This window comes from Bifidobacterium avesanii, assembly GCF_009299475.1.
Taxonomy (GTDB): Bacteria; Actinomycetota; Actinomycetes; order Actinomycetales; family Bifidobacteriaceae; genus Bifidobacterium; species Bifidobacterium avesanii.
Genome location: NZ_WBSN01000002.1, coordinates 43,031 through 64,493, shown reverse-complemented (window position 1 = coordinate 64,493; position 21,463 = coordinate 43,031). Strand labels below are relative to the sequence as shown.

The window sequence follows — 21,463 nt, the reverse complement described above, 5'->3', positions numbered from 1 at the left end:
ACGCATGATCACAAGTTTGCGATAATGCGCGGCACTATGCGCGGGCCAGCTGCGCCTCCGCGTCGTCCAGCCCGTCGAACCCGCCGATGCGCACGGTGTTGAGGATCGTGAGCTCGGTGAGGTTCTCCCCGGCCTTGCGACGCGCCTCGACCATCACCTCGTACAGCGCGAGCGTGCGGTCGGAATACGTGCCGAGTTCGCCGCGCAGATACGTCTCGAACGACGTCTTGTCCGGCGTGTCCTCCGCGGTGGTGAGCACGCGCATCGCCTCGCCCAGATGCGGGTAGCGCGCCCGGAAGTCGGCCGCCCACGCCACCTGCCGGCGGATGACCGCCTCCTGCCTCGCCACGCGCTCCGCGGACAGCTTCGGAATGTACGGCTCGATGGTCTTACGGTACTGCTCGGGCGCTGTCGAGGCCATCATGCGCCCGTACTTTTCGGTGACGAGGTTGCGGCCCACGCGGTCGGCCTCGTCCAGATCGTCCGCGTAGCTGCGGCGCAGGCCTTCGGGCCACGTGAGGAACTGGCTCAGGCGCATCTGATGGAACACGGGCCAGTTGCCCTGGCAGGACGCGCGTCCGCCCTCGTTGTTGGTGTTCTGGAACTGGTTCCATTCGTGGCGCACGATCGCCTCGGCCAGTTCGTCGTCGCCGGCCGGCTTGTTCTCCTCGCTCATCGCATTCTCCGCCATTATGCTCTCCGCCATTGCATTCTCCGCCATCACAGGCTCCTCAGCGCCGGGTCGGCGCTCTCGATGTGCTCCTCGACGTACGGCCGCTGCCATTCGAGGAACGTTTCGGACGACGTGGTCAGGCCCTCGCGGTTGAGGGTCTTGACGATCTCGGCGCAGATGTTCTCCACGGTCCGGTTGATCTGCTCGATCGCCGGGCCCGCGCCCTTGCCGCCCTCGCCGAAGGCCGCGCCGCCGTAGCAGGCCGCCGAGCCGAGGCGCATGACCGTCTCGAGCTGCTCGGGCACGTCGCCGAGCACCGTGGCGATGCGGCGCGAGAGCTTGCGCAGCGCGGCGAAGCTCCACTTGTAGTACGGCAGGTAGCCCACGGACACCGGGTTGTTGATGAGGTAGACCAGCGAGGCGGTCGCCTTGACGAATTCGCCGATCGACAGCCACGCGGCCGCGCCGTCGCCGCGCTTGAGCATGCGCGGCAGGTTGTACTGGCCGGCCTGCGCGATCATGCCGAGCCTGCGGGAGACGAGCGAGAGCACCACGTCCTGCGGCATCATCTTGAAGCCCTGGCGCACCTTGGAGAAGCGGCCCAGCGGGTCGGTGAACACCTGCCCGTTCGTCGCCGCGGCCAGCGTGGCCTCGTCGAGCATGAGCCACTCGTGCGGCGCGTCATCGGCGGGCGCCTCGGCGTATCCGGTGATCGACTCGAAGAACGCGCCGATCTCAAACACGCCCACACGGCGGCCGGCGCCCTGCGCCCGCGCGGTCTGCTCGCGCGGGCCGTAGCCCTCGAACGTCTGGGGGAGCGCCTCGTAGTCGGCCTGCAGCTGCTCGCCGATCTTCGCGTAGTCCTCGGCGGTGAGCCACAGGCAGAAGCCGGGGCCGAAGTCGTGGTCCTGCGAGATCTCGTCGTCGAAGCCGTAGCATTCGGAGCCGTGGCCCACGAGGCCCGCGGCGATGCGGCCCTTGTACTCGGGGTACTTCTCCTCGATGAGCGGCTTGCCGTACGCCTGCCAGTAGGCCTTCGCGAGCTGCAGGCCGGTCATGGGCTTGCGGTCGAGCGTGGCGGCGATGTCCGCCTGCTCGGCCTTGTCGTCCTTGAGCAGCGCGTCCGAGGCCGTCGGGGCCGGTGCCGCGGCCAGCGCAGTGGTGTCCTCCGGCTGCTCCGCCTTGCCCCTGCCGCCCGCGTACGGGTTCTCGTCCGGCACCTTCATGCCGAGCTCCCTGGCGGCGCGGATCGCGTCCTTGAGGTTCGATTCGGTGACGCGCCAGTAGTCGTTGTCCGTGCCGTAGCACTCCTCGATCACCGCGAGCGCATGGCGGTACGCGTCCACCGCGTCCACGAACAGCGACGTGTGGTAGCACACCTGCGCGTATCCGGCCAGCGCGGAGGCGTAGTGCGCGCTGTGCTCGAGGTGGCCGTCGCGGTAGATCTCCAGCGCCTTCCTGGCGTGGGCCGCCGCGCCTTCAGTCTTGTCCTCGGCGAGCAGGGTGAGCGCCAGATTGGTGTGCGTGGACGCCACGTCCAGATCCTCGTTCGCGTTGGGGGAGGAGGACTCGAGGATGCGCAGCGCCTCGCGCAGCTCCGCCTCGGACTTGTCGAGCCGCTTGGTCTCGCTGTACAGGATCGACAGGTTGTTGTGCAGCGCGGCGAGGCGGCGGTCGGTCGGCTCGTAGGTCTTCAGCGCGGAGTCGAGCGCTTGGCGGTACAGGTCCTCGGCCTGGTCGTACTTGCCGGCGGCGCGCATGCTCGTGGCCGCGTTGATGAGCGTGGTGGTCCACGCCTCCGTGCCCTCGATGCCCATGCGCGAGGCGAGTTCGAGCGCCCGCTGCACCATCCACTGGTTGTCGTCGTGGCGCGACTGCGAACGGTAGAAGCCCATGATCTCGTTGAGCACGGTGAGCTGCCCGGCCTCGTCGTGCGCGTTCTCCGCGTCCGTGAGCGCCTGCAGCAGATAGGGCTCCGCCTTCTTGGCCTGCTCGTGCGCGTCGAAGATCGCGTCCAGACCCTTGAGGAACGCGTTCGCGTCGAAATGATCCGCCATGCCAGCCTCCTTGGTGACCTCGAAAAAGCGGTGATACTACTCCTCTCGACAGTCTAGGCCGGCCGGCGCCTCCCGGCCCCCGTGTTCGCGCGCGGCGGCCTGTGATGTTGCGCACAGTTGCGGTGGATCATGCGATTGATATGGCTTGCCCCGGTCGAAACGGACGATTCGAGCCGTGGAATCGTCCGTTTCGACCGGGGCAAGCCATATAGGGAGACAGCTGGGGCGACCGGGGCGCTTAGCCCACCTTCACCTCGCGCAGGCGGTCCGCCGCCTCGGTGTCCGTCTCGCAGCGCCACGAGTAGAACGCGAGCAGCCCCACGGACAGCGCGGCCAGCGGCACGCCGCCGAGGCCGGTGAAGCGGTAGTCCATGGCGAAGGCGTTGAGCATCGCGCCGCCCACGATCGAGCCGACCGCGTTGCCGAAGTTGAACGCCACCTGCACGGCCGCGCCCGCGATGAGCTCGCCGCCGCCGCGGCCGGCCTCGGTCATGAGCAGCTGCTGGGGCGCGGAGATGAAGAACAGGCCGAACGCGATCCAGAACGTGAGCATCGCAGTGGTCCCGTGGTTGCCCGGCAGCAGCAGCACCATGATCAGGCCGGTCAGGGAGAACGCCTGACCGAGCGCCGCCGTGCCCGCGTGGCGCCAGCGGTCGGTGATCTTGCCGCCGATCTGGCCGCCCACCACCATGCCGAATCCGGCGAGCATCATGAGGAACGGCACCAGGTCGCTCGGCCAGCCGCCGGTCTTCTGCAGCCACGGGGAGACGTAGCTCCACCAGCAGAACACGCCCGCGTTGCCGGTGAACACGGCCGCGAGGATCACCCACGGGCCGCGGCGGGTGAGGAAGCGGAACTGGCCGGCGATGCCCGCGTCCTTGATCGGCGGCACGAACGGGATCCACGCGAGCGTCAGGACGATGGTCATGGCGGCCCACGCGGCCAGCAGCGCGAACGCGAGGCGCCACGAGACCGATTCGGCCATGAGCGTGCCGGCCGGCACGCCGAGCATGTTGGCCACGGTCTGGCCGGTCACCATCGCGGCGATCGACTGCGCCTCCTTGCCCGGGTCCGCCAGCGTCTTGGCGATGAGCGTGGCCGTGCCGAAGAACGCGCCATGCGGCAGACCCGCGATGAAGCGCGCGGCGATGAGCATGGGCGCGTTGAGGGAGACCGCGGACAGCAGGTTGCCGACCAGCGCGATCACCATGAACAGGATGACGAGGTTCTTCGGCGGCACTTTGCGGCCGAACACGAGGATCAGGGTGCCCACGCACACGCCGATCGCGTACGCGGAGATGAAATGGCCGGCGGTGGGGATGTCCACGCCCATGGTCGCGGCGGCCTGCGGCAGGATGCCCATCATGACGAATTCGGCCGCGCCGAGGATGAACGCGCCGGAGGCCAGCGCGAGCAGGCTTTTCTTCATGGTCTTCCCTCTGTGACTTGTGATGTGTGGGATGTTTGGGAGCCGTTGGGCGCTGTTGGGAGCGCTCACAAAAGCGTGGCCCAGCTTATCGCGCCGGGCATACGAGTGGGCGGCGGGGAGGGATCGTGCGGGCCGGAGCCGTGAGCCGGGTCATGGATCGGTCGCATGGGCCGGGGCATGGGGGAGTGCGGGCCGGAGCCGTGCGGTCCATGATCCGTGGGTCTATAGGCCGATCCGTGGGCCGGAGCCGTGATTTGCGGAGCCGTGATTTGGCCCGTGCGAATATGAAAAAACCGGACCGCTGAATCAGCGATCCGGTTGTACCGGTCGGGCTGGCGGGATTTGAACCCGCGGCCTCTTCGTCCCGAACGAAGCGCGCTACCAAGCTGCGCTACAGCCCGTTTGGCAACAGGAGGTAATAGTACACGTATTGGAGGCGAACGCCAATTCATCGGCGTGCCGCCCGGAATTCCGCCGTTTTCGCGGTGTCGGAAAATGACGGGCAAGGCAAGTACTCGCCGCACACTACACTGTGCAATCATGGCTGAAGCAGTAGAGAACGTTACCGAAAACGCTGAAAATCCCGAAACCCCCGCCGTGCCCCAGATGACCACGGTCGAGCGCGCCGAAATGCTCCTGAAGCAGGACGCGACGATCCGCGAGAAGATCGAGAACGGCGCCACGCTGGACGAGGCCGTGGACCCCTCCAACAAGGAGTTCGGCCCGCTCGCGCACCCCGAGCAGGTGCAGATGCGCGTCGCCAAGCGCGCCATGATGCTCAAGGACGGCATGCAGCCGTACCCGGTGCATCTGGACGTGACCGCCACCATCGAGGAGGTCCGCGCCAAGTACGACGGCAAGCTCGAGCCTGGTCAGGAGACCGAGGACATGGTCGGCATCGCCGGCCGCGTCCTGTTCCTGCGCAATGCCGGCGGCCTGTGCTTCGTGCAGCTCGCCGCGGGCGACGGCACCAAAATCCAGGGCATGATCTCCAAGAAGGAGATCGGCGCCGACTCCATCAAGCAGTTCAAGCAGCTCGTGGATCTTGGCGACCACCTGTACTTGAAGGGCCGCGTGATCGCCTCCAAGACCGGCGAGCTGTCCGTGTTCGCCACCGAGTGGGCCATCGCCGCCAAGGCGCTGCAGCCGCTGCCCGCCCTGCACAAGGACCTCAACGAGGACACCCGCACCCGCAAGCCGTACATCGGCATGATCGCGGACGAGAAGATCCGCAACATGGTGCGCAACCGCTCCAAGGCCGTCGCCTCCCTGCGCCACACCTTCGCGAGCCACGACTTCCTCGAGGTCGAGACCCCCATGCTGCAGACCATCCACGGCGGCGCCGCGGCCCGACCGTTCACCACACACATGAACGCGTTCGACCTCGACCTCTACCTGCGCATCGCCCCGGAGCTGTTCCTCAAGCGCTGCCTCGTGGGCGGCATCGACCGCGTGTTCGAGATCAACCGCGACTTCCGCAACGAGGGCGTCGACGCCACGCACGCCCCCGAGTTCACCATGGTCGAGGCGTATCAGGCGTACGGCACGTACGACACGATCGGCCAGCTCGTCAAGGAGCTCGTGCAGAAGACCGCCATGGACGTCTACGGCTCCCACAAGGTCACGCTGCTCGACGGCACCGAGTACGACTTCGGCGGCGAGTGGAAGACCATGAGCATGTACGGCTCCCTGTCCGAGGCGCTCGGCGAGGAGATCGTGCCCAACGGCGGCCCGGACAACCCCGGCACCTCCGTGGAGCATCTGGGCGAGATCGCCGACAAGCTCGGCGTGGAGCGCGACGAGGTGGAGAACCACGGCAAGCTCGTCGAGCACCTGTGGGAGCACTTCTACGAGGACAAGCTCTATGAGCCCACCTTCGTGCGCGACTTCCCGGTCGAGACCTCCCCGCTCGTCAAGGGTCACCGTTCCAAGCCCGGCGTGGTGGAGAAGTGGGACCTCTACGTGCGCGGCTTCGAGCTCGCCACCGGCTACTCCGAGCTCAACGACCCGATCGTGCAGCGCGAACGCTTCGTGGCGCAGGCCAAGGACGCGCTCGCCGGCGACGAGGAGGCCTGCGACATCGACGAGGACTTCCTCGAGGCCCTCGGCGTGGGCATGCCCCCGGCGGGCGGCATGGGCATGGGTATCGACCGCCTGCTCATCGCCCTGACCGGTGCCACCATCCGCGAGACCATCACGTTCCCGCTCGTCAAGCCCCTCGTCGGCTGACGCGCGGCCGGCCGACGGCTTAATCGGCTGCCGGCCGGTGGCCGATTGAGCCGATTCGGCCGTTTCCCAAGGCCCTCCTTGGCGGATTTTCTCCGCTGGGAGGGCCTTTTCGTTTTCTGCGGGTGCATGCCGATTTCTGACCGCATGCGCAGGCAAGGAACACCGAAACCACGCTTCCACGCAATGTCGTTCCGCCGTTTTCAGGCGGTCGATGCGGGGTTCCACCCGTTTCGCTAGGTCAGAGATCAAGGTTTGCCTGTCCTGTAGTCGTTCGTGTGCTGCGGCGGTGTTGTTACGGTGGCGCTGCGGCGTGACGGTGACCGGAGACATGACAATGGCCGTGACAGTGGCCGCGTCCCGTCCGTAGTTGCAATGCGAAAACCGCGGAATTCCAACGGTTTTGAGATGCCGTGACGTTGACCGTCCGCGCTCCGTCACGGTCAGTGTCACGGTCGACAGTCTGGCCGGTATTTCGGCTGGCACCCCGGCGCTCCATGTCCCCGGATGTCTTCGCCGTCCACGATCCGCCGTCGTCCCAGGGCCTTGGCTGGCCGCTTATATTGGAGGCATGACGACTTCCTCCCGCATTTCCCCATGTCTCTGGCTCGTCGGCGCCCGTCCGCGCACCTTGCCGGCGTCGATCGCGCCCGTGGCCGTGGGTGCGGCCGCCGCGTGGCGATCCGTCCTGCCGCCCGCCTGCCCCGAACTCTTCCCCCAGCCCGGGTGGTGCACGGCGGCGCAGATGCGCTACCAGATGTTCGGATCCCGGTTCTGGGTGGTGACCGTCCTGTGCGCCGCGGTGGCGTTGCTCCTGCAGATTGCGGTCAACTTCGCCAACGACTATTCGGACGGCATTCGCGGCAGCGACGCCAACCGCGGGGAGTCGAGCGGGGAATCGAGCGGGGAACCAACGGCGAAGGCATCGGTGCGCTCCGGTGCGGATCCGTCCCGTCCCGGTGCGTTCCAGCGGCTCGTCGCATCCGGCGTGCCGCCGCGGCTGGTGCTTGCGGCCGCCGGCGTCGCGTCCGGGGCGGCATGCGTCTGCGGCTTGGCCGCCATTGCGGTCACCCGCGCGTGGTGGCTGTTGGCGGTGGGCGCGGTCAGCCTGCTCGCCGGATGGTTCTACACGGGCGGACGCCACCCCTACGGATACGCCGGATTCGGGGAGCTTTCGGTGTTCGCGTTCTTCGGCCTCGCGGCGGTGTTGGGCACCGAATACGCCCTGACCGGCGGCCTCGACCCGCCCGGCGCGCTCGGGGCCGTCTGCTGTGGGCTCAACGCCGTGATGCTGCTCATGGTCAACAACTTGAGGGACTTGAACGACGACCGCGCGCACGGCAAGCGCACGCTGGCGGTCCGGCTGGGGGAGCGGGCCGCCCGGGCGGCTCTCGCGGTCTGCGCGGCCTCGGAGGTGCTCGTGGGCGCGGCGGCCGGATGGCTGCTGTGGGGCGCGGTCGGCGCCGCGGCTATGCTGATCGCCGGCGCGGTGCTGCCGTGGCGTCTGGCCCGGTGTGCATGGGCGCGTGCGTTCCGGCCGGCGTTCATGGCCGCCAGTGGGCAGAGTCTGGCGTTCGCCGCGTTGTTCGTGCTGTGCGCGGTGCTGCCGGCCATGGTGCCCGGCTTGTTCCTCGGTGTGTAGCCGTCGGTTTGTGGCCGTCCGTGCGTGGGTCGCACCCGTTGGCGAGCATGTAGTCGTGGCACACATTGCCTTGTGGCCGTCCGTGCGCGGGCTGCACGCCGCATCCCGCACGCTATTCGGCGTTCCGACCGATGTCTGGTCGATGTCCGGTCGATGTGCGGCCGGCGTGCCGCATGAACCGCGCCCCCGGTCGGCCCGGTCCCATGCCGGTGGTTTTCTTACGCCGGAGCTGTCGGGAATGCCGGTCGGCGCGTCCGGTCGGTGAACGGTCGGTGAACGCCGCGCCCATCGCCGCCCAAAGGCCGGACAATCGGCCGCGCGACCCTCGATTTTGGCCGTGCCGGGCGCTAGACTGCGAACTATGACTTACAAACTAGTACTGCTCCGTCACGGACAGAGCGCATGGAACAAGACCAATCAGTTCACCGGCTGGGTGGACGTCCCGCTGACCGAGCAGGGCGAAGCCGAAGCCAAGCACGGCGGCGAGCTGCTCAAGGAGAAGAACGTCCTTCCGGACATCGTGTTCACCTCCTTGCTGCGTCGCGCCATCAACACCGCCAACATCGCCCTTGACGCGGCCGATCGCCTGTGGATCCCCGTCGAGCGCAGCTGGCGCCTCAACGAGCGCCACTACGGCGCCCTGCAGGGCAAGAACAAGACCCAGATCCGCGAGGAGTACGGCGACGAGAAGTTCATGCTGTGGCGCCGCTCCTACGCCACCCCGCCGCCCGAGATCGACCCGAACGACCAGTACGCGCAGAACAACGACCCGCGCTACGCCGGCGATCCGGTGCCGGAGGCCGAGTGCCTGGCCAACGTGGTCGACCGTGTGAAGCCGTACTTCGAGTCCGCCATCGAGCCGGAGCTCCGCGCCGGCAAGACCGTCCTGATCGCGGCCCACGGCAACTCCCTGCGCGCCATCGTCAAGATGCTGGACAACCTGTCCGAGGACGAGATCGCCAAGGTCAACATCCCGACCGCCATCCCGCTGCTCTACGAGCTGGACGAGAACTTCAAGCCGATCAAGCCGCGTGGCGAGTACCTGGACCCGGAGGCCGCCGCCGCCGGTGCCGCCGCCGTCGCCGCCCAGGGCCAGAAGTGAGTCTCTGAGGTCATTTGACGTCGAAAGGGGCCGTTTCCATGGTGATATGCCGTGGAAACGGCCCCTTTGGCGTTATCCCCTTGACATATCCGGGGCATGCTGCTCCGCGCATCCGGCTCACGGAACGAGGGCGTTCCCGTTCCGTGAATCCGCAGTCTGTGCGATTGGGCTGCCGATTCCCCGGAAAATGGCGGCCGGTCGTGTGCGGGTATGATCGGTGATGTTGGTTTTCCGACTCACGGAACAACGGCACCATGATTCCGTGCATCGGATTCCTCCAAGGAGGCCCCGAACATGGCGCAACCCAGCCATTCCCTGTGGAAATCCCGCCGCTACCGCCTGTGGTTCGCCTCCGACTCCGCGGATTCCTTCTCGCGCCAGCTGAGGCTGTTCGCCGTTCCGCTCATCGCCCTGTCCCTGTCGAATTCCCAGTTCGTCGCGGGCCTGACCGTCGCCGCGGGACAGGTCGTCGCCATGCTGTGCATGCCGTTCGGCGGCGTGCTGGCCGACCGCCACGACCGCCGGCGCATGATGCTCTGGCTCGGCGGCATAGGCACCGCGCTGGCGCTCGTCACGGCGGCCGGTCTGTGGCTGCACGCGCTGAACCCGATCACCTTCGGGCTGCTGATGGTGCTGTTCGCGCTCAACACCGGTTTGCTCGGCCCGTCGAACAACGCGATCCTCAAATCCCTGATCCCGCTCGAAACCTTCGCCCGCGCCCACGCCATGCGCGAAACCCGCGAATCGGTGCTCGGCATGGCCTCCGGCGCCATCGCCGGCGCGCTGTACCGGGCGTCCTCGTCCGTGCCGTTTCTGGGCGCGGCCGCGCTGCACGCCGCCAGTTCCCTCACCGCGATCGGACTGCCGGCGAACGACCCGACCCGCGACGGCGAGTCTCGGTCCCGCCAGTCCTTCTGGTCCAGCCTGCGGGAGGGGCTCGCGTGGGCGGCCGGCAAACCCCGCTTCCTGTGGTTCACCGTGTCCGCCACGGTCATGAACGTCGCCTGCTATGCGGAGACGCTGGGCGTGTCGCTCATGCTCGCCGCGCGCGGCACGGACCCGGTGCTCATCGGTCTGGTGGACACGGGCGCCGGCGTGGGCATGCTGCTCGGATCCCTATGCGCGGTGAAGATCAGCGACACGTTCCCCTCCGGTCTGGTGAGCATCGCCAACTGCGTGGTGTTCACCGCCTGTCTGGTGTCCATGACGGTCAGCGCCGACTACGCGGTCATCCTCGCGTGCATGACCGTATCCTCGTTCCTGTTTCCCGCGGACAACGCCGGCATGCTCGGCTTCATCTATGGCAAGATCCCCGTGCGCATGCAAGGGCGCGCCGACGCCGTGCTCAACACGGGGGCGGTGATGCTCAGCGCCTTCGTCCCGGCGCTCGTCGGGTGGATGCTCCAGTCGGGTCCGGGCTTCCACGGCGTGATGGTCATGTGCTGCGTCTTTGCGCTCGTCACGCTCGCCATCACGGCCCTCACGTCCCTGCGCACCATTCCCGCGCCCTCCGACTGGGCCGACGCGGAACTGTGACCGGCCGTATGCTGCCGGGGAACCCGCCGGAATTTGGCGCGCATGGGGGGCATGATACGCTGGACGCATCATTTGATTCCGGGCGGCGAGGGTGCCGGCCGGGTTTCTAAGGAGTCGTCATGATCATCATGACCGAAGAGGACCGCTGATTCATACGGTTGTTGGACGGTGAGGCGCGCGGCGCCCGGTTCCGGCTGAGTGCAATGCCGGCGGGGTCGCGTCGCACGGGTTTGCCGCGCCCTCCGCGCTGTGCGGTGTTTTCCGTATCGCGCGGGGCGCAGGCCGATGACCGATCACCATGCCATATGTCGACGACGCCGCCATGCCGTGCCGTGCCGCGATGCGATGCGCGGAAGCCGGCTCGTTCCTTTCACATCGCCATGCGTTCGCCGTTGCGGCCGCATGTGCTGTTGCCGCCGTTCAGCCACGCGCCGGTCCGTTTGCGCCGGCCCGCTTGCGTTTGCGCATCCGCAGCCATATCGCGCGCGTTTACCCGCGTGTTTTACCGTTAAGGAATCATCATGTCCAGCCAATCCATCCCCTCATCCGTCGCCGCCGATGCCCCGGAGGCCAAGCCTCAAGCCCGGTCCCTGTGGCGCACGCCGCACTACGCCATGTGGTTCACCGCGGACACCGCCGACGTGTTCGCCGACGCCCTCCAGACCTTCGCCCTGCCGCTCATCGCCTTCGAGATCTCCCGCTCCGAATTCGTGGCGGGCGCGCTCGCCACCGTTTCCATGGTCGTCATGATGGTGCTCATGCCCGTCGGCGGCGTGATCGTGGACCGCCATGACCGCCGCAGGCTCATGATCGGTCAGGGGCTCGGCCAGTGCGCCGTCGCCGCCGTATTGGCGGTTTGCGTGGCGACCGGCACGCTCACCGTGCCCGTTCTGGTCGTCGCCGTGCTCGTGCTCGGCATGATCTCCGGCCTGCTCGGCGCCTCCACGGACGCCATCCTGCGATCGCTCATCCCCACCGAACGGTTCGCCAAGGCGCAGGCCGTACGCGAGGGCCGCGAGTCGGCGGTCGCGCTCACGTCCAGCCCCGTCTCCGGCGCGCTGTTCGGCGTCGCGGCGTGGCTGCCCATGGCCGTCTCCGCCGTCGTCTCCCTCGTCGGCGGCGCATGCTCGGCGCTGCTGCCCAAGCGGGGCGAGGCGGCCGGGGACATCGCCGAACCCGCCGATGCCGCTGACTCCGCCGTACCCGCCGCCGTGACAGCAGCATCCCGTCGGTCGTTCCTTGCGAACTTCGCGGCCGACTTCGCCGCCGGCTGGCGCTGGACCCTCACGCGCGCGACCCTGCCGTGGATCATCCTCTTCGGCGCGCTGCTCAACATCGGTTTCGCCGGATTGGAGACTGCGGCGCAGCTCAAGCTCATCGCCGACGGGGAGAGCGGCTTCAGGATCGGCCTCATCTTCACCGGCATGGGCGTGTGCTCGCTCGTTGGCGCGTTCCTCGCCGGCAAGGTCGCCGACCGGCTGCCGGTGGGCCCTACCGTCGTCGCCTCCACGGCATTCAACCTGTGCTGCTTCGCGCCGCTGGTGTTCGACGCCTCGTACGTGACGATCTTCGTGTGTCTGTCCGCGATCGGTCTCGTGATGCCCACGCTCAACGCCGGCCTGTTCGGCTTCATGTACGGCCGCACACCGGAGGACATGCAGGGTCGCGTCTCCTCGGTGTTCGAAACGCTGGTCGGTCTGCTGGGCGGGTTCGCGCCGATGGCCGCCGGCTGGACGCTGCAGTACGTGCCCGGCGGGTTCACCGTGATGGCGTCGGCGACCGTCGTGTTCGGCGTGCTGGGCCTGCTCATCGCGGTGCTGTCGCCGATCCGCCGCATCCCCGCATCCAAGGACTGGGAGCGCTTCGAGGTGTGACGCGCCCTCCGCCACGGACAATCCGGACCGGGAGCGCCCACTCCCTGTCCACGACGGTGATAATCCTTGCAATTCCGCCATTCCTGAACGCCTTGGACAGGGAGTGCCCGCTCCCGGTCCTTCAGGAGGGCACTCGAATACGCGAAGGCCGCCCGGGAACTATCCCGAGCGGCCTTCGCATGGAGATTGCGGAGATTGCGGAAACGCCGAAAACCGGCGATCAGCGATCAGCGCGATCAGTCGATGTTGGTGCCCTCGTCCGGGCCCGGCTTCTTGGACGGATCGAAGCCGGAGACGATGTACACCACGCGACGGGCGGCGGACACGGCGTGGTCGCCGAGGCGCTCCAGGAAGCGGCCGAAGAGCACCAGGTCGATGAGGTGCTGCTTGTCGCCGTCGTAGTTGTCCGAAAGCATGATGTCGAAGGTCTGGTGGTGCAGCTCGTCGAGCTTGTCGTCGTCGAGGATGACCTGCTGGGCGATCTTGGTGTCGCGGTCGGACAGCATGGCCGGCAGACGGTCGGCGGTGGTGTCCAGGAACGCGACCATTTGCTCGACGACCGGGCGGGCCTCGTCGGTCAGCGCGGACTGCGGGTAGGTGCGGCGGGCGGTTTCGGCCACGTGCTTGGCCAGATCGCCCATGCGCTCGAACGTGGCGGCCAGGCGGATCGTGGAGACGACCACGCGCAGGTCGGTGGCGACCGGGTTCTGCTTGGCCAGCAGCTTGACGCACTGGTCGATCACGCTGGATTCCAGCGCGTCGATCTCGATGTCGCCGTCGATGACGGTCTGGGCGGCCTCAACGTCGGAGTTGAGCAGCGCCGCGCCGGCGCCCTTGATCGCCTTGCTGACGTCCTGGGCCATGCGGTCGAGATCATCGGCGACGGCCTTCATCTCCTCATTGAAAATAACGCGCATTTTGAGCCTTTCCTCTTAGGTTACAACCTATGCCATTCTATTCGCTGAAAACGATGCACGCCAAAGGAAACGGCAAAAGAAACCGCGTGTTGGCTGAATGTTCACCTTCCTGTTCCCCCGGAATTTGTCCGGAAACGGCCGTGAGCGCTCACGCAAAAAGACGTCCGGCGGCATTGCGCGCGTCGTTCGTCTGCCACAATGGAGGTATGGATGCGCTGATTTTCGTGGTGTTTGGGCTGCTCGCGCTGGCCGTGGCGGTGTTCGTGGGGTTCGCGGTGTACGGCGCGGTGCACGACCGCGTGTCGGAGAAGACGGGAAACGTGCCGGTGACCAGCATGGTGGGGGCGTGGTGGCACCGTTGGAGCAAGGACCACCGAGCCTCGCGGCAGTCCGGCGACGAGGCGGACGCGGACGACCTCGACGACGAGACCGCGTCGCTGCTGTCCATGCTGCCGCTCTGCTCGATCGTGGTGGATGCGGACGACGAGGTGATCCGCTGCAATCCGCAGGCCTACCGGTTCAATGTGGTGCGGGACGACGCGATCGTGGACAAGGCCGTGCTCGAGGCCGTGGACCGCGTGCGGCGCACCGGCGGCAAGGAGACGTTCGACCTGACCACGCACACCGCGCCCGGCCGGTCCGACGACGGGGACGCGGGCGCTGGCGTGGCGCAGGGCGTGTCCCGCCCCAACTGGCTCAAGGTGTCGGTCGGGCGCGTGGGCGGCTTCGTGATCGTGCTGCTCAACGACGTGAGCGACGCCGTGCGCTTCGCCGAAACGCGCGACTCGTTCATCACCAACGTGTCCGAGCAGCTGCTCAGGCCCACCGCCGCGCTGGAGCGCCTGTCGTTCGACATCGCCAACAGCGCGGACGACCCGGCCCGCATCGCCGAGGACGCCGGCGAGGTGCGCCACACCAGCCGCCGGCTCAACCGCATGGTCTCGGATCTGCTGCTGCTCATCAAGGCGCAGGAGCCGATCGTGCCGTCCAGCGCCAACCGGCTCTCCCTGCTCGGCCAGGCGCGCGAGGTGGTGGACGCGCTTTCCGCCACGGCCAAAGGGCAGGGGATCAAACTCGCCTTGGGCGGCGACCGGGAGCTCACGGTCAACGGCGACGGCGACCAGATCCGCGTGGCGCTCACCAAGCTCGTGGAGAACGCGATCGGGTATTCGAACGAGGGCGGCACGGTGAACGTGGCCGTGGCGAAGACCAAGGACGGCGCCCATGCGGTGGTGCGCGTGATCGATCAGGGCGTCGGCATTCCCAAGGCGGAGCAGGAGCGCGTCTTCGAGCGCTTCTACCGCGGCTCGCAGCAGAACGACCGCACGGCCGACGGCATCGGACTGGGGCTCGCGATCGTGAAGCACGTGGCGCTCACCCACCACGGCACCGTCGCCGTGTGGAGCATGCCCGGCTCCGGCAGCACGTTCACCCTCACGCTGCCGCTCGCGCAGTAAGCGTTATTTGCCCAGCCGGCGGTAGTCCCACCGGTGGAAGTGCTCCCAGATGAGCATGAGGATGCCGATGACCGTGCCCGCCACGCACACGATGAGCGGCTGCATGCCGATCACCTCCATGGCGAGCAGGATCGTGGCGACCACCAGCGCCACCACCCATACGGCGGTGACGGCCAGAAATGCTTTCTGCAGGTCCACCTGAATGGGCTTGGGGGCGGGCTTGCGCACCGCGGGATCGAATATCGGCGCCAACTTCATAGACTTCACTGTACCGCAACGGTAGGCTTGAGGCGGATCGATGGCCGGATGAGTCGGAAGGAGCCGCGCGTGATCGAGATCGAGCCGGTCGCCAAGCGCTATGCGTGGGGCTCGCGCACGCGGCTGCAGCGGCTGTTCCGGCTGGATTCATCGGACGCCGGGCCGCGCGCCGCCGGCCCGCTCGCCGAAATGTGGTTCTCCGGCCACGCCGGATCCCCGTCCCTGCTGCGTCCGGCGTCCGGGGCGCCGATCCCGCTGGACGAGGCGATCCGACGCGACCCCGACGCCATGGTGGGGCCCGTGGTCTCGCGCGCGTACGGCCCGGTGCTGCCGTACCTGTTCAAGATCATCGCCGCGCGCGTGCCGCTGTCCCTGCAGGTGCATCCCGTGGGCTTCGAGGCCCGCGCGGGATTCCACCGCGAGCAGTCCGCCGGTGTGCCGGTCGACGCGCCCGAACGGTCGTTCCGGGACACGCTCGCCAAGCACGAGATGGTGGTGGCGCTCGGATCGTTCGCGGCGTCCGTCGGGTTCCTGCCGCCCGATCTGGCGGCCCGCGCGCTCGCAGGCGTGAATCATCCGCTGGCCGTCCGCATGGCCCGCGCGCTCGGGGGAGGGGACGCCGGCGACGTTGGACGCGACGCCATGATGCCGGACGCGGCGATCGCATGGCCTGAATCGCGCCGGCGGCTTTTCCGGGCCTTCCGGACGGCGGTGACCGCCGGCCCCGGTGAGGCCTCGGGAATCGCGGACGCGCTGCATCGGGCTCTCGGGCGCATGACGGACCGGGCGCGCGTCGGGCTCGCGCTGGAGCACGCGCTCGTGGCCGCCGAGGCGTTCCCCGGAGACCCGAGCGTGATGGCGCTGGCGCTCATGAACCCGATGCGCCTCAAGGACGGCGACGCCGTGTTCATCCCGGCGGGCCAGCCGCACGCGTACCTGCACGGCATGGCCGCGGAGATCATGACCAACTCGGACAACGTGCTGCGTGCGGGCATGACCGTCAAGCACCGGGACATCCCGAACCTGCTGCGCAGCCTCGACTGCGCGCCCGCCGTGCCGATCGACCCGCGCGTCGGCGGCGATGGCGGCGAAGGCGCGGCGGCACGGACGGACGGGTCGCCGGTCTCCCCGTGGCTCACGGCATACCGTCCTCCGATCGACGCGTATGCGCTGACGTACGGACGGATCGGAGACTTCGCCGGCGCGACCGGATTCGATCTGCCCCAACGCGGCCCGCGCGTGCTGCTGTGCCTCGACGGCCGCCTGCGCTGCTCGGACGACGAGGGGGCGCGCACGCTGGAACGTGGCGACGCCATGTTCATCCCGGCCGGCGCCGGCGGTCTCGCCGTTGAGCGTCTGGACGATCCGTCCGGCGGCCGCCGGGGAGCCTTCCTGCTCGCCGCCACCCCGTTCTAGATCGATCCGGATTCCGGCCGTCCGCGTTCCCGCAGCCTTCGCCTCGCTCCGCCCGTTCGGATGGCGGCAAGAGAAAGCCCGCCCGCCCAAGCGCATGCCTGAGCGGGCGGGCTTTCAACAAGCGGATTCCAACCGGTTACAGGTGCTCGACCACGTAGTCGATACACTGGGTGAGCGCGGCCACGTCGGACGGCTCCACGGACGGGAACACGCCCACGCGCAGCTGGTTGCGCCCCAGCTTGCGGTAGGCGAACGTGTCGTAGATGCCGTTGTCGCGCAGCAGCGCCACCACCTGCGAGGCGTTGATCTCGTCGTTCAGGTCGACGGTGACCACCGAATGCGAGCGGATGGCCGGGTCCTTGACGAACGGCGTGGCGTAGTCGCTGCGCTCGGCCCACGAGTACAGCAGCGAGGCCGACTTGGCGCAGCGCGCGGTGGCCCACGCCATGCCGCCGTTGTCGTTGAGCCAGCGCACCTGATTCTCCATCATCACCAGCGTGGCCACGGCAGGCGTGTTGAGCGTCTGGTCCTTGCGGGAATTGGCCAGCGCGGTCGTCAGGGACAGGAACGGGGGCACCCAGCGGCGGGCCCCGGCCAGCGACGCGGACTGCTCCACGCGTTCGGCGCGCTCCACCGCGGCGGGGGAGAGGACCGCCACCCACAGGCCGCCGTCGGCGCCGAACGCCTTCTGCGGGGAGAAGTAGTAGGCGTCGGTCTCGCGCACGTCCACCTTGAGGGCCCCGGCGGCGCTGGTCGCGTCGATCAGGGTGAGCGCACCCTGATCCACGCTGCCCGGCACGCGGCGGATCGGCGCCTCTACGCCGGTGGAGGTCTCGTCGTGCGCCCAGCAGTAGGCGTCCACGCCCTCGGTGTATTCGGGCAGACGGCAGGTGCCGGGCTCGCCCTCGTAGATCACCGGCGGCTCGAGGAACGGCGCCTTGGCCGCCGACTGGGCGAACTTCTTGGAGAACGAGCCGTACACGCCGTAGGCCGCGCGGCGGTTGATGAGCGAGGCGCACGCCACCTCCCAGAACGCGCTGGCGCCGCCGTTGCCGAGCGCGATCTCGTAGTCGTCCGGCATGGAGAAGAACGCGGCCAGCCCCTCGCGGATCGAGGCGACCAGGTGGCGCACGGGCGGCTGTCGGTGGGACGTGCCCAGAATCGTCTTGCCGGCGGCGGCGAGGGCGTCGACCTGTTCGGAGCGGATCTTGCTTGGGCCGGAGCCGAACCGGCCGTCTTCGGGAAGCAATGCGGCGGGAATCGTCATCTCAATAGTCATACGGACCAGCGTAGCCGGAAAGCGGTCGGGCCGTAATGGAATGTCCAATGCGACACGCCGATGGCGTCGGGCGGTTCCCTCCCCGTGGCGTGCGGGATGGGGGAGCGTGCCCGCGCCGGAAAATCAGGGCCCACGCCCGACCCCGAACCCCGTTCCTATATATATGGTGCAACCTGACGGATCACGGGGAATTGGACGGATGACACATGTGAGTTGTATGGTTACGACTTGTGATGGTTGTGTGACGCGCCGGTCCGTGCGTCCCCATCGCGTTCAAGGAGTGATTGTTTATGAGCCATGCAGCGCACAAGGCCCCCAAGGCCGCCCGCGCCAAGCGCACGAACAACAGCACTTCCGCATCCGCACTTTTCGTACCGGCCGTTGACCTTGCGCTGGCCGCCAAGCTCAACGAAGTGGCGCCCATGACGCGCCGCGCCATGCGCCAGGCCGCCAAGGCCACCGCCCGCAGGAACCACATGATGGCCGGCTCCGCGATCGTCGCGCTGTTCGGCACCGCCGCGGGCGCCATCGCGTTCGCCAACCCGCTGAACGGCTCCGCTGCGCTCGCCGAGTCCGACCAGACCGAATCCGTCACCGCCGCGACGGCGATCACCGCCACCTCCGGCGTGGCCTCCCGTTCCGAGAGCCGCAAGGCCCTGCCGACCACCGCATCCACCGAAGCCGCCCCGACCGAGGGCTCCGGCGACGGCGACGCCGCGCAGGACTCCGGCACCGTGCTCGACGATTCCATGGTCTCCGGTTCCGATGCCTCGGCCGCCTCGTGGTCCATGGGCGACGACAGCGCCTCGCTCGACGTCTCCAAGATGTCCAAGTCCGCCGCGGACAACCCCGTGGTGGCCCAGCTCATGGACGCGAACGCCGCGGATCTGCCGGAGGGCTTCAACCCGAACCATGCCACCAACGACTATGGCTCCTCGTACTCGTTCAGCCAGTGCACGTGGTGGGTGTACATCCGCCGCCACCAGCTCGGCCTGCCGGTCGGCACGCACTACGGCAACGGCCACATGTGGGCCGACTCCGCCCGCGCGCTCGGCTACTGGGTGGACAACACCCCGCGCAACGTGGGCGACATCATGGTCTTCCGCCAGGGCCAGGAGGGCGCGAGCTCGCAGTACGGCCACGTGGCGATCGTGGAGGCCATCAACCCCGACGGTTCGGTCACCACGTCCGAATGCGGCGCCTCCTACAACGGCAGGACGTTCAGCCGCACGTTCACCAACGTGCACGACTTCCAGTACATTCACTACTGACGTTGACGATCGGTCGTCACCGATCTTTTCCTCCCAAAAGGGAACACGGCGTGTCGCCAATGTTCCCTATGTGTTTGAGCGTGATCGTTCTTCACGGTTCATTCACGCGACATGGTTCGTATGTTAAGGTGTGCCCTGATGATGAAGATGAATGCACGTATTAAAGCGATGGTAGTCGTGGCGGCGGCGTCCGCCTCGATGTTCACGTTCGCCGTGCCCATGGCGGGCGCCGCGGACGGGGCCGCCGGCGGCACCGTCACGTCCGCCCGTTCGTTCCCCAAACTCAACGCCACGCACGTGGACCTGCTGGTCGAGTCCGCGTCCGTGTCCGTGGACACCGACAGCTCGTGGGAGAGTGAATCCCTGAGCGTGCCGCAGACCAAGTCCCAGGCCGAGAAGGACGCCGAGGCCAAGGCGCAGGCCGAAGCCGAAGCTCAGGCCCAGGCCGCGGCCGCCGCGCAGGCCGCAGCAGCGCAGGCCGCGAGCCGCGCCTCGTCCCGCAGCTCCATTTCCTCCTCGTCCTCCAGCTCCTCTTCGTCCTCGAAGTCCAGCTCGTCCTCCAAGTCCTCGGGAACCACCGGCTCCTCCAGCTCCACGGCGACCGGTTCCTCCTCCGCCGCGACCTCCGCTTCCAGTGCGTCCACCTCGACGTCCGGCAGCGTGGCGGCCATGATCGCCTTCGCCCTGCAGTATCAGGGCGTCCCCTATGTCGTCGGCGGCAACACCCCGAGCGGCTGGGACTGCTCCGGCTTCACCCAGTACGTGTACGGTCACTTCGGCGTGAGCCTGCCGCGCACGTCCGAGGCCCAGCGCGGCTCCGGCACCCGCGTGTCCGACCCGCAGCCCGGCGACCTCATGTGGAAGCCCGGCCACGTGGGCATCTACATCGGCAACGGCAAGATGATCCATGCCACCAAGCCCGGCGACGTGACCAAGGTCGCCAGCACCAACTGGTACTCCGGCTGGGAGTACTACCGCGTGATGTAATCGCGCCCCGCCGCGTGTTCCACGGCGTTCGTCTTCCGCGTGAAGCGCCCCGCATGCTCGTGCGGGGCGCTTTTGCGTTTGCATGCGCTTCGTCCGCCCGATCGCCGTGCCAAGCGAAAATTCCGGGCGAAAATTCCTAGCGGACGTTCAGCCAATTCGCAACGTTCCGGGAGTATTCTTGGGTCTTACAGGACGGCGCACGGTCGCGCCGCCGAGTAAGGAGGACATCATGATTGACGACAAGGCCATTCTGGTTGGCGTCGACGGATCGGATGCAAGCTACAAGGCCACGTGGTGGGCGGCGAACTACGCGAAGCACGCGGGCCTGACGTTACAGATCGTATGCGCCTACTCGCTGCCGAGCTATGCGGCGGTCTCCTTCGACGCCACGTACACCGCCATGGGCGACGACAACGCCGCGCACTCCGACGCACAGGAGATCCTGTCGCGCGCCAAGGCCATCGCGGACGAGCAGGGCGTGGAGGCCGCCACGCTGATCGTCACCGGCGACCCCGCCTCCGTGTTCGTGGAACTGTCCCGCAACTATAACCTCATCGTGATCGGCAACCGCGGCAAGGGCGGCCTCGCCGAGCGCCTGCTGGGCACCACCAGCTCCTCCCTGCCCGCCTACGCGTACTGCCCGGTCGTCGTGGTGCCGTACACCGACGACGACGGCAACCTCATGCACCTCAACAACACCATCACCAAGGTGGCGGTCGGCGCCGACGAGTCCAAGTGGGGCGTCAAGGCGCTGTCCATCGCCGCCGCCTTCGCGGACAGCTGGGGCGCCGAACTCGACGTGATCTCCGCCGTGCCGAAGATCGAGGGCGTCACCGGCTCCGGCAGCGACGAGGAGCACGGCGTCATGGAGTCCTATCTGGACGACCTCGAAGTGCGCGTCAAGCCGCTGCGCGAGGATCACCCGAACCTCGTCATCAACAAGCGCCTCGTGCCCGGTTCCGCGGTGAACGCGCTGACCGAGGCCAGCCACAACCACGACGTGGTGATCGTGGGCTCCCGCGGCCGCGGCGGCTTCACCGGCCTGCTGCTCGGTTCCACCAGCCAGGGCCTGCTCCAGCACTCCGTGAGCCCCGTCTACGTGGTGCCACGAAAGTACGTGGAGGCCGCCGAGCAGCGCCTCGACACCGTGCCCGCCTCGCCCGCCGAGGTGAAGCCCAAGGCGATCTCCGACATCAGCGGCGTGGAGGAGGTGCCGGTGCCCAAGGCCGACGCCGACGTGGCCCACGACATCGAGTCCACCATCGACCCGCTGCACAAGTAGCGCCGTGCAGCCGTTCCCGCACGGCATGGCGCAAAGGCATGAAAAAGGCTCCTTCAT

At 67.9% G+C, this 21,463-nt stretch carries 16 protein-coding genes and 1 tRNA gene; 10 read left to right on the top strand and 7 right to left on the bottom strand.

All coding sequences use genetic code 11. From position 1 onward, the window contains the following. Positions 1-34: 34 nt before the first annotated feature. The 4 genes from DSM100685_RS01845 to DSM100685_RS01830 form a co-directional block, all read right to left on the bottom strand. Positions 35-676: a DUF4125 family protein gene (locus tag DSM100685_RS01845; protein ID WP_152349758.1), complete on the bottom strand. Its 642-nt coding sequence runs from the start codon at positions 674-676 to the stop codon at positions 35-37. A gap of 44 nt (positions 677-720) precedes the next feature. Beyond that, on the bottom strand, positions 721-2,730 hold the full coding sequence (locus tag DSM100685_RS01840; protein WP_152349669.1) for a DUF4037 domain-containing protein: 2,010 nt from the start codon (positions 2,728-2,730) through the stop codon (positions 721-723). Positions 2,731-2,968: 238 nt separating this feature from the next. Beyond that, entirely contained in the window at positions 2,969-4,159 is a 1,191-nt protein-coding gene (locus tag DSM100685_RS01835; protein WP_152349668.1) for an MFS transporter, read from the bottom strand. A 327-nt stretch (positions 4,160-4,486) separates the two neighbouring features. Beyond that, positions 4,487-4,560: transfer RNA gene (locus DSM100685_RS01830), tRNA-Pro, on the bottom strand. Positions 4,561-4,699: 139 nt separating this feature from the next. On the opposite strand from DSM100685_RS01830, the gene lysS reads away from it, so the two are divergent. From lysS to DSM100685_RS01805, 5 genes are all read left to right on the top strand, one after another. Continuing rightward, a complete protein-coding gene (gene lysS / locus DSM100685_RS01825) occupies positions 4,700-6,388 on the top strand; it encodes a lysine--tRNA ligase (RefSeq protein WP_163200852.1) in 1,689 nt (562 codons plus the stop codon). 586 nt (positions 6,389-6,974) lie between these two features. Beyond that, the gene (gene menA, locus DSM100685_RS01820) at positions 6,975-8,027 is read left to right on the top strand and encodes a 1,4-dihydroxy-2-naphthoate octaprenyltransferase (protein ID WP_163200864.1); all 1,053 of its coding nucleotides are present in this window, start codon (positions 6,975-6,977) and stop codon (positions 8,025-8,027) included. Between the two features lie 361 nt (positions 8,028-8,388). Further along, positions 8,389-9,129 carry a phosphoglyceromutase gene (locus DSM100685_RS01815; RefSeq protein ID WP_152349665.1) on the top strand — a complete coding sequence of 247 codons (741 nt, stop codon included), beginning with the start codon at positions 8,389-8,391 and terminating at the stop codon, positions 9,127-9,129. Positions 9,130-9,423: 294 nt separating this feature from the next. Further along, positions 9,424-10,665 (top strand): MFS transporter, encoded by a 1,242-nt coding sequence (locus DSM100685_RS01810; RefSeq protein ID WP_152349664.1) that lies wholly within the window; start codon positions 9,424-9,426, stop codon positions 10,663-10,665. A gap of 521 nt (positions 10,666-11,186) precedes the next feature. Further along, on the top strand, positions 11,187-12,539 hold the full coding sequence (locus tag DSM100685_RS01805; protein ID WP_152349663.1) for an MFS transporter: 1,353 nt from the start codon (positions 11,187-11,189) through the stop codon (positions 12,537-12,539). A gap of 236 nt (positions 12,540-12,775) precedes the next feature. Here DSM100685_RS01805 and phoU read toward each other — a convergent pair whose 3' ends face one another. Beyond that, complete coding sequence (gene phoU, locus DSM100685_RS01800) at positions 12,776-13,456, bottom strand: phosphate signaling complex protein PhoU (protein ID WP_152349662.1); 681 nt, start codon at positions 13,454-13,456, stop codon at positions 12,776-12,778. A gap of 335 nt (positions 13,457-13,791) precedes the next feature. On the opposite strand from phoU, the gene DSM100685_RS01795 reads away from it, so the two are divergent. After that, positions 13,792-14,913 (top strand): ATP-binding protein, encoded by a 1,122-nt coding sequence (locus DSM100685_RS01795; RefSeq protein ID WP_152349757.1) that lies wholly within the window; start codon positions 13,792-13,794, stop codon positions 14,911-14,913. Between the two features lie 3 nt (positions 14,914-14,916). On the opposite strand, the gene DSM100685_RS01790 is transcribed toward DSM100685_RS01795, so the two are convergent. Beyond that, positions 14,917-15,171, bottom strand: coding sequence for a DUF2530 domain-containing protein (locus DSM100685_RS01790; RefSeq protein ID WP_152349661.1), 255 nt, complete (start codon positions 15,169-15,171; stop codon positions 14,917-14,919). A 69-nt stretch (positions 15,172-15,240) separates the two neighbouring features. On the opposite strand from DSM100685_RS01790, the gene manA reads away from it, so the two are divergent. Further along, entirely contained in the window at positions 15,241-16,587 is a 1,347-nt protein-coding gene (manA, locus tag DSM100685_RS01785) for a mannose-6-phosphate isomerase, class I (protein WP_152349660.1), read from the top strand. A gap of 136 nt (positions 16,588-16,723) precedes the next feature. Here manA and serC read toward each other — a convergent pair whose 3' ends face one another. Next, positions 16,724-17,866, bottom strand: a complete 1,143-nt coding sequence (serC, locus tag DSM100685_RS01780; protein WP_152349659.1) for a phosphoserine transaminase — start codon at positions 17,864-17,866, stop codon at positions 16,724-16,726. 290 nt (positions 17,867-18,156) lie between these two features. Between serC and DSM100685_RS11070 the strand changes: the two genes are divergently transcribed. The 3 genes from DSM100685_RS11070 (at position 18,157) to DSM100685_RS01765 (ending at position 21,406) form a co-directional block, all read left to right on the top strand. After that, complete coding sequence (locus tag DSM100685_RS11070) at positions 18,157-19,137, top strand: CHAP domain-containing protein (RefSeq protein WP_152349658.1); 981 nt, start codon at positions 18,157-18,159, stop codon at positions 19,135-19,137. A 168-nt stretch (positions 19,138-19,305) separates the two neighbouring features. Then, complete coding sequence (locus tag DSM100685_RS01770) at positions 19,306-20,124, top strand: C40 family peptidase (protein WP_239512613.1); 819 nt, start codon at positions 19,306-19,308, stop codon at positions 20,122-20,124. A gap of 229 nt (positions 20,125-20,353) precedes the next feature. Next, positions 20,354-21,406, top strand: a complete 1,053-nt coding sequence (locus DSM100685_RS01765) for a universal stress protein (protein WP_152349657.1) — start codon at positions 20,354-20,356, stop codon at positions 21,404-21,406. Positions 21,407-21,463 lie beyond the last annotated feature (57 nt).

Coding starts and splice junctions, on each gene's coding strand:
- DSM100685_RS01845 (WP_152349758.1), bottom strand. CDS start 676: ATGAGCGAGGAGAACAAGCCGGCCGGCGACGACGAACTGGCCGAGGCG.
- DSM100685_RS01840 (WP_152349669.1), bottom strand. CDS start 2,730: ATGGCGGATCATTTCGACGCGAACGCGTTCCTCAAGGGTCTGGACGCG.
- DSM100685_RS01835 (WP_152349668.1), bottom strand. CDS start 4,159: ATGAAGAAAAGCCTGCTCGCGCTGGCCTCCGGCGCGTTCATCCTCGGC.
- lysS (WP_163200852.1), top strand. CDS start 4,700: ATGGCTGAAGCAGTAGAGAACGTTACCGAAAACGCTGAAAATCCCGAA.
- DSM100685_RS01815 (WP_152349665.1), top strand. CDS start 8,389: ATGACTTACAAACTAGTACTGCTCCGTCACGGACAGAGCGCATGGAAC.
- DSM100685_RS01810 (WP_152349664.1), top strand. CDS start 9,424: ATGGCGCAACCCAGCCATTCCCTGTGGAAATCCCGCCGCTACCGCCTG.
- DSM100685_RS01805 (WP_152349663.1), top strand. CDS start 11,187: ATGTCCAGCCAATCCATCCCCTCATCCGTCGCCGCCGATGCCCCGGAG.
- phoU (WP_152349662.1), bottom strand. CDS start 13,456: ATGCGCGTTATTTTCAATGAGGAGATGAAGGCCGTCGCCGATGATCTC.
- DSM100685_RS01795 (WP_152349757.1), top strand. CDS start 13,792: ATGGTGGGGGCGTGGTGGCACCGTTGGAGCAAGGACCACCGAGCCTCG.
- DSM100685_RS01790 (WP_152349661.1), bottom strand. CDS start 15,171: ATGAAGTTGGCGCCGATATTCGATCCCGCGGTGCGCAAGCCCGCCCCC.
- serC (WP_152349659.1), bottom strand. CDS start 17,866: ATGACTATTGAGATGACGATTCCCGCCGCATTGCTTCCCGAAGACGGC.
- DSM100685_RS11070 (WP_152349658.1), top strand. CDS start 18,157: ATGAGCCATGCAGCGCACAAGGCCCCCAAGGCCGCCCGCGCCAAGCGC.
- DSM100685_RS01770 (WP_239512613.1), top strand. CDS start 19,306: ATGGTAGTCGTGGCGGCGGCGTCCGCCTCGATGTTCACGTTCGCCGTG.
- DSM100685_RS01765 (WP_152349657.1), top strand. CDS start 20,354: ATGATTGACGACAAGGCCATTCTGGTTGGCGTCGACGGATCGGATGCA.